Origin of the sequence: Methanobrevibacter sp. (genome assembly GCF_017468685.1) — an archaeon.
In the GTDB taxonomy this organism is placed as follows: Archaea; Methanobacteriota; Methanobacteria; order Methanobacteriales; family Methanobacteriaceae; genus Methanocatella.
On sequence record NZ_JAFUHT010000093.1, the window covers coordinates 1 to 5,709 of the forward strand.

The 5,709-nt window shown below is 33.7% G+C and carries 6 protein-coding genes and 2 pseudogenes; 4 read left to right on the top strand and 4 right to left on the bottom strand.

Translation table 11 applies throughout. From position 1 onward, the window contains the following. From IJ258_RS11780 to IJ258_RS11790, 3 genes and pseudogenes are all read left to right on the top strand, one after another. A pseudogene (locus tag IJ258_RS11780) lies at positions 1–363 on the top strand (site-2 protease family protein); the annotation flags it as partial. Position 364: 1 nt separating this feature from the next. Next, positions 365–1,561, top strand: coding sequence for a YcaO-related McrA-glycine thioamidation protein (locus IJ258_RS11785; protein WP_292807126.1), 1,197 nt, complete (start codon positions 365–367; stop codon positions 1,559–1,561). Between the two features lie 4 nt (positions 1,562–1,565). After that, positions 1,566–2,228, top strand: coding sequence for a TfuA-related McrA-glycine thioamidation protein (locus tag IJ258_RS11790; protein WP_292807128.1), 663 nt, complete (start codon positions 1,566–1,568; stop codon positions 2,226–2,228). A gap of 123 nt (positions 2,229–2,351) precedes the next feature. On the opposite strand, the gene IJ258_RS11795 is transcribed toward IJ258_RS11790, so the two are convergent. The 4 genes from IJ258_RS11795 to IJ258_RS11810 are packed head-to-tail and all read right to left on the bottom strand — an operon-like array spanning position 2,352 to position 5,318. Continuing rightward, positions 2,352–2,810: a hypothetical protein gene (locus IJ258_RS11795; protein WP_292807130.1), complete on the bottom strand. Its 459-nt coding sequence runs from the start codon at positions 2,808–2,810 to the stop codon at positions 2,352–2,354. Between the two features lie 10 nt (positions 2,811–2,820). Then, on the bottom strand, positions 2,821–3,660 hold the full coding sequence (locus IJ258_RS11800; protein WP_292807132.1) for a CBS domain-containing protein: 840 nt from the start codon (positions 3,658–3,660) through the stop codon (positions 2,821–2,823). 39 nt (positions 3,661–3,699) lie between these two features. Continuing rightward, positions 3,700–4,122, bottom strand: a complete 423-nt coding sequence (locus IJ258_RS11805) for a universal stress protein (RefSeq protein ID WP_366514586.1) — start codon at positions 4,120–4,122, stop codon at positions 3,700–3,702. A 41-nt stretch (positions 4,123–4,163) separates the two neighbouring features. After that, entirely contained in the window at positions 4,164–5,318 is a 1,155-nt protein-coding gene (locus tag IJ258_RS11810) for an amidohydrolase family protein (protein WP_292807136.1), read from the bottom strand. A gap of 164 nt (positions 5,319–5,482) precedes the next feature. On the opposite strand from IJ258_RS11810, the pseudogene IJ258_RS11815 reads away from it, so the two are divergent. Continuing rightward, positions 5,483–5,709, top strand: a pseudogene (locus IJ258_RS11815) (hypothetical protein); the annotation flags it as partial.

Genomic DNA, 5,709 nt, shown 5'->3' on the forward strand with positions numbered 1-5,709 from the left:
GGTGCAGTTTACACTTATGCCAATTACATGACCGATGAAATCAATGGTAAGATATCCATTGCAGGACCTATTGTCAATATTGTTCTTGCACTAATCTTTTTAGGCATTGCAACTGCAGTTTATCCATCCGTATTCACATCAGAAAATGCCCTACTCGCATTCCTCATCTGTTCTGTCGGCTATTCAGTCAACAGTTTCCTGGCAGTGTTTAACCTGTTGCCTATTGGAAACTTGGATGGATCCAAGGTATTGACATGGAACATTGGAATATGGATTGTTACAATTGCAATAGCAGGAGTATTGACATTGGCTTCCATGACCATTGGCGTTGAAAATATTGTTAGAATGATTTTAGGAATGTAAAATGACAAACGAACTCACATATTTTAAGGGAACACATAGGGTAATCGCCCCTAAAAAGACAATTGAAAATAATGAAGATAAATTGAAGACTGCAGGAATAACCCGTATTGCAGACATTACCGATTTGGATAGGATTGGTTTACCTGTTTATACTGCAATCCGACCTACTGCTGAATATGGTGGAGTTAGCGTTTATGGAGGAAAGGGAATATCCAAGGACCATGCAAAGGCATCTGCCATGATGGAAGGCTTTGAGAGATATTCTGCTGAAAGACAAGACAATGATAAAACAATCATCAGTACTGTCAATGATATTGACGGCAATTGCATTGATCCGAAATCATTGAACCTTCCAAAGGAATTTGAGAAAAAAGACATTGGTGAGATGAATCTAGAGTGGAGTCAAGTTCATGATTTAATCACTGAAGAGAATTATTTGATTCCAACCAATGCGATTTATCATCCATATACTCATGAAAACAATGTTGAAAGTTTATTTAAGTCAAATACCAATGGACTTGCCTCTGGAAATGTTTTAGATGAAGCGATATTGCACGGTATTTTTGAGGTTATTGAAAGGGATGCATGGAGCATTTTTGAGCTGACCCACAAGAACTATTCACAGATTAACCTTGATTCCATCAAAAGCGATACAATTAATGAAATTATTGATAAATTTACTTCAAAGGGCATCAACATTAAATTAATGGATTTAACCGCAGACATTAAAGTGCCGACCATTGCAGCTTCAGCAGATGATACAGTTACAAAAGATGCAGGACTGTTGACCTTGGGAATAGGCACTCATCTTGACCCTGAAGTGGCAATTTTAAGGGCATTGACTGAAGTTGCCCAAAGCAGAGCGACACAAATTAATGGTGCTCGTGAAGATACTGTCCGTGCCGATTTTGCCCGTGAAGCAGGTTATGAGCGCATGAAAAGAATCAACAAGTATTATTTCAAACAGGAAGAGGAACAGATTAATCTTTCAGATATCGAAAACAAGTCAACCTCATCAATCAATGAGGATTTAAAAATCGTTAAAGAGGAATTAGTTTCCAATGAAATTAAACATGTCCTATACCATGATTTGACACGTCCTGAACTTGACGTTAATGTTGTTCGAGTAATCATTCCTGAAATGGAGTTATATGCAATTGACTCTTCAAGGGCAGGCTATAGATTTTTAAGAGTTTGAGAACATGACTAAAATTATAATTTATACTGGATTATCACTTCCATTCGAAGAAGCACGTGAGATTCTGGATTCAAATGATGATGTTGAAGTCATTTATAAAAGACCCATACAAAGAGGAGATCTTAGTTTAGCTTTAAAAGAAAATCCTGACATCATAGGCATTATCGATGGAGTATTTCATCAAAATTCTGCAGTTGGGCATAAAGAAATTCTTAAAGCGATAAATGAAGGCATCAAAGTATATGGCGCATCAAGTATGGGTGCACTTAGAGCGTCTGAACTGGACAGCCTAGGAATGACAGGAATTGGATATTGCTACAAACAATACGCAACTAGAGAAATTGAATCAGATGATGATGTGGCCGTCATGCTTGACAGTGAAACATTAGAACCTCTTTCAATACCTCTAATTAGTATGAAATATGTGTTTACTAATGCTGTTGATAAAAACATCATCAGTGAAACTGAAAAAGAGGAATTACTAAAAATAGCTAAAAGTGAGTTTTATCCAAAAAGAAATTATGGTGCCACTTTAGCCAAATCATCATTAGACAATGATAAAAAAACCGAATTAATCAACTTTATACGTGAATCCAAAGACATTAAAAAAGAAGATGCAAAAGAATTGCTTGAAACTATTAAAAATGAAGTAATTGGAATAGATTAAGTAAAAAAAAGTTTTATAGAATCCATCATCACACCAATTTAAATCAAAATTTGATTAATTAAACCAATTCCAAATGATTAAAACTAGATTTAAATTAAAGATAAAATAAGAATAATGAAAGGATTATTTATCCTTCATTTCCAAATATTTTTTCAAAACTATTTCTGGAGTTTCAATACTGTGATTGTAGCTAGTTGAAAATTCATGAGATTCAAAATCACTTCCAACTTTATTAATTCCCTTTAAAGAAATTACATTACCTTCAATCTTAAACCCAACATCATCTGCTACAACAGAAACTAAATTAATTTCAAGCTCTGACGCTTTTTCTAAAACCTCATTCGCTTTAACATCATACTTTAAGTTTAATGTTTTATGAGGCATTATCTCATTGATTGTCCTTTTAATAACAGAATCAAAAAGATCTAAAAATTTTAAAGCAGGAGGTAAGTTATTAGCCCACCAGTAAGTAATAACAGAATTTAGAACAATATCATGTTCAGAAAAATCATCATACAATCTTGCACGAACACGAACCGTACTATCATCTGCTTTAACTACCAACACTGGACTAACAGCCATCTTATCACAATTATTCTACTAAAGCTTTAATTAAGTCACTTGCTCTTACAAGTCCAACTAAATCTCCTTCAACACCAATTACAGGAATTTGCTCGATGTTTAAGGTTTTCATTTTTTTAGCACAATCTGAAACTTTAGTTTTAGAGTTGGCTACTTCAACATTTCCAACTGCAACATCACTAACAACTTTATCAGCAAATTTTAAACTGTTTTTTTCAATGTATAAAACAGAAGTGCTGTCCCATGACCATTTGTCACCTTCAGTGCCGACTGTTGAACTGTGTTCACTTCTTTCAGAGATGATTTCTATTTCAGAGATAAAATCGGTTTCAGTTAAAATTCCAGACAATTTTGCATCATCATCCAATGCCAAAACAGATTTTAATCCGAATTGATTCATAGTTTCAAAAGCAACATTTAATGGAGCTTTTTCCCAAGTTGTAGGAACAGTAGTAATCATATAATTTTCAACCGCATCATTTACTTCAATTTTGGTTAAAGCTTTAGACACTAAGTCAAAAGATGTGATAATACCAACTAATTCACCGTCATCGTTTACAACAGGAACTCTTCTAACATTATTTTCCATCATTACACGAGCAGCATCCACTACATCATCACCAGGTTTTACGGTGATTAGGTCTCTGCTCATTAGCATTGCAATTTGTTCTTCATCGGGATTATTAATTAAATCAGAACGAGTTACTAGTCCTACTAATATATCAGTATCTTCTTTAACTACTGGAAGTACTGCTTTGTTTTCTTTTCTCATTAAGTCTAAAACTTTTTCACGGTTTCCTGGAACGGAAACACTTACTACATTTTTAGACATTGTTCTTTTAACTAACATAAAAACACCTTAATTAAATACAATAATAAAATGGTAAAATTAATGAACTACGAGCACTGCACATTTGGCTGAATTTACAACCTTGTCTGCTACACTACCCATAATAAATCTATCGAAACCAGATTTACCAGAACTACCCATTACAATCAAGTCAACGGCTTCTTCTTTTGCTACCTCTAAAATAACTTTAGCTGGTGAACCTTCTCTAATCACATGAGTAATTTTTTGATTATCCTCATTTAATTCATCAAATTCCTTAAGATTTTCTTCAGATCTTTCTTTTAGAATTTGATTTAACTGGTATACTTCATCATCCAATGGAAGTCCGTTAACAAAATTATTTTCTGTGACACTCACAGCGATTATTTCAGCTCCACTAACCTTAGATAAAAATAAAGCATGTTTTTGAGCTTTTTTTGCAAATTCTGACCCATCTGTAGGGACCAATATTTTCTTATACATCATTAACATCTCCCATAATATATAGATTTATATCCATGATATTATATGTTAAATTTTTTGTTAATGGTATATAATATATTTTTCGTTTCTAGCCTATTGCATATATTAAGGTAAGGATTTTTAGAAAAAGAATTGAAAACAATAAATTCTGCAAAATCACCCTCTTTTATCAAAGATTTTTGAACAATATCATTAATATCATAATAATTAATATTGGTTGTTGCCATTTTCAAGAGGTCAGCAGGATTAATGTATTGCCTATAATAAACTGACATCACTTTTAATGTGAACTCAAGTTCCCTCAGCATGTTCGGTGAGTTGAGCATTACATTATCACTTCCAAGCAATGGCTTAATATTTAATTTAATCATCTTATTTAACGGAGCCACACCCACATTCAAAGTGGCATTTGCCCTTGGACACACTACTACATTCTGTTTGGATTTGGATACTTCATCCAAATCAATTCCCTTTGGATTTGTTAGATGAACGAGCTGGCTGAAACCTGCCTTAACTCCTTTTTCAATTTCAGTTGATTTGGACTTATTCAAAGATTCTATCTGGTTTGATTCGGATTCAGCAACATGGATTGAAGATATCTTGTTTTTCTTATTGCATTCATCAACGATTAGCTTAGCAACCTCAGAGGTGATTTCACCAAAACCGCTCGGCGCAATGCCGTCCGCCACTTTCAGGAGTTTTTGAATGGCCTTTTTGACCTTGCCCAAATCAGGATCATCACCATAGAAACTATCATCCCGACCTAATATGATGGGTTTGATAGGCAATCCAGTAGCGGCCTTTTTTAAAAGCTTAACTCCTTTGATTCCACCTTCCCTGTAATCGATGAAATGAGTTGTACCTGATTCAATCATCTCCATCATGGATTGTCTCATTGCACTGATTAACTCCTCATCCGAAGCGTTGGCAAGTGCAACATGCTTTACTCCATCAGGAGGCCTGACCATTTCACTTAAGCTGAGACCATAGCCTTCATCCTTGATGATGGAATCTCCAATATGAATGTGGCCGTTGATAAATGAAGGACACACTATTGCCCCATCGACATCGATGATTTTACCTTCTTTTGAATCTTTTCCTATTTCAATGATTCTACCTTCATCGACGACGATATTTTCACGAACTGGAGTTAAATTTTGGCCTTTTAATATGATTCCGTTTGATATTGTAAACATTAAACTAAATTCTAATTTTTTTTATTAAAGTAATTTTGCATCCACATGCAAATATTGATTTAAATTCGTTAAATTTTAATATAACTACAAAATTGAAGTTTATTCGTTAAAAATATAAATATAATGATGTTTATAATTGTATTAAAGAATTTTAGAGGCAAATTATGACAGTACAATGTGCTATTTTAAATCCAAGATGCGTAATTTTTGCAAGTGACAGCGGAATAACAACCCCGGATGGGAAAAAATATGATGGAGTTCAAAAGATTTTCAAAATATCAGACATTCATCCTGCAAAGATCATGATTAACGGAAATATGGAGTTTGAAAACATTCCTATAACCACCATAATTAACGAATTTAAAAAGAAAACCGATTTCAATAAATTAAA

Excerpts from the sequence above, each read along its gene's own strand:
- IJ258_RS11785 (WP_292807126.1), top strand. The coding sequence starts at position 365 with ATGACAAACGAACTCACATATTTTAAGGGAACACATAGGGTAATCGCC.
- IJ258_RS11790 (WP_292807128.1), top strand. The coding sequence starts at position 1,566 with ATGACTAAAATTATAATTTATACTGGATTATCACTTCCATTCGAAGAA.
- IJ258_RS11795 (WP_292807130.1), bottom strand. The coding sequence starts at position 2,810 with ATGGCTGTTAGTCCAGTGTTGGTAGTTAAAGCAGATGATAGTACGGTT.
- IJ258_RS11800 (WP_292807132.1), bottom strand. The coding sequence starts at position 3,660 with ATGTTAGTTAAAAGAACAATGTCTAAAAATGTAGTAAGTGTTTCCGTT.
- IJ258_RS11805 (WP_366514586.1), bottom strand. The coding sequence starts at position 4,122 with ATGTATAAGAAAATATTGGTCCCTACAGATGGGTCAGAATTTGCAAAA.
- IJ258_RS11810 (WP_292807136.1), bottom strand. The coding sequence starts at position 5,318 with ATGTTTACAATATCAAACGGAATCATATTAAAAGGCCAAAATTTAACT.